This is a genomic window from Streptomyces sp. ASQP_92, from assembly GCF_025399895.1.
In the GTDB taxonomy this organism is placed as follows: Bacteria; Actinomycetota; Actinomycetes; order Streptomycetales; family Streptomycetaceae; genus Streptomyces.
The window spans coordinates 1-566 of sequence record NZ_JAODUA010000063.1; the positions used below are offsets into that span (position 1 = coordinate 1).

Genomic DNA, 566 nt, shown 5'->3' on the forward strand with positions numbered 1-566 from the left:
CATCTCATTTGGTTGGCTCGGTATTCTGTGAGTCATGGTGGGGATCGTTGAGCGGCTGGTGCCGGACGAGTTGTGGGAGTTGTTCCAGCGGGTGGTGCCGGAGGCGCCGTCGCGTCCGCAGGGCGGTGGTCGGCGTCGGCACGGCGACCGGGAAGTGCTGGCCGCGATCGTCTTCGTGGCTACGTCGGGTTGTACCTGGCAGCAGCTGCCTTCGGCGTCGTTCGGCCCGTCCGGAGCAACCGCCCACCGGCGGTTCTCGGAGTGGTCGAGGGCCAGAGTGTGGGCCAAGCTCCACCGCCTGGTCCTCGAGGAACTCGGCGCTCGCGGCGAGTTGGACTGGTCGCGGTGCGCGATCGACTCGGTGAACATGCGGGCCCTGAAAAGGGGGACCTGACAGGTCCGAATCCTGTCGATCGGGGCAAGTACGGCTCGAAGATCCACCTGATCACGGAACGGTCCGGTCTGCCCATATCCGTCGGAATCTCCGGGGCCAACCTGCACGACAGCCAAGCACTGATCCCGCTCGTGAAGGGCATCCCGCCGATCCGCTCGCGCCGCGGCCCGCG

1 pseudogene is annotated in these 566 nt (G+C 67.1%); it reads left to right on the top strand.

The window, feature by feature from the left end:
- Positions 1-34 precede the first annotated feature (34 nt).
- Positions 35-566, top strand: a pseudogene (locus N4G70_RS36905) (IS5 family transposase); the annotation flags it as partial.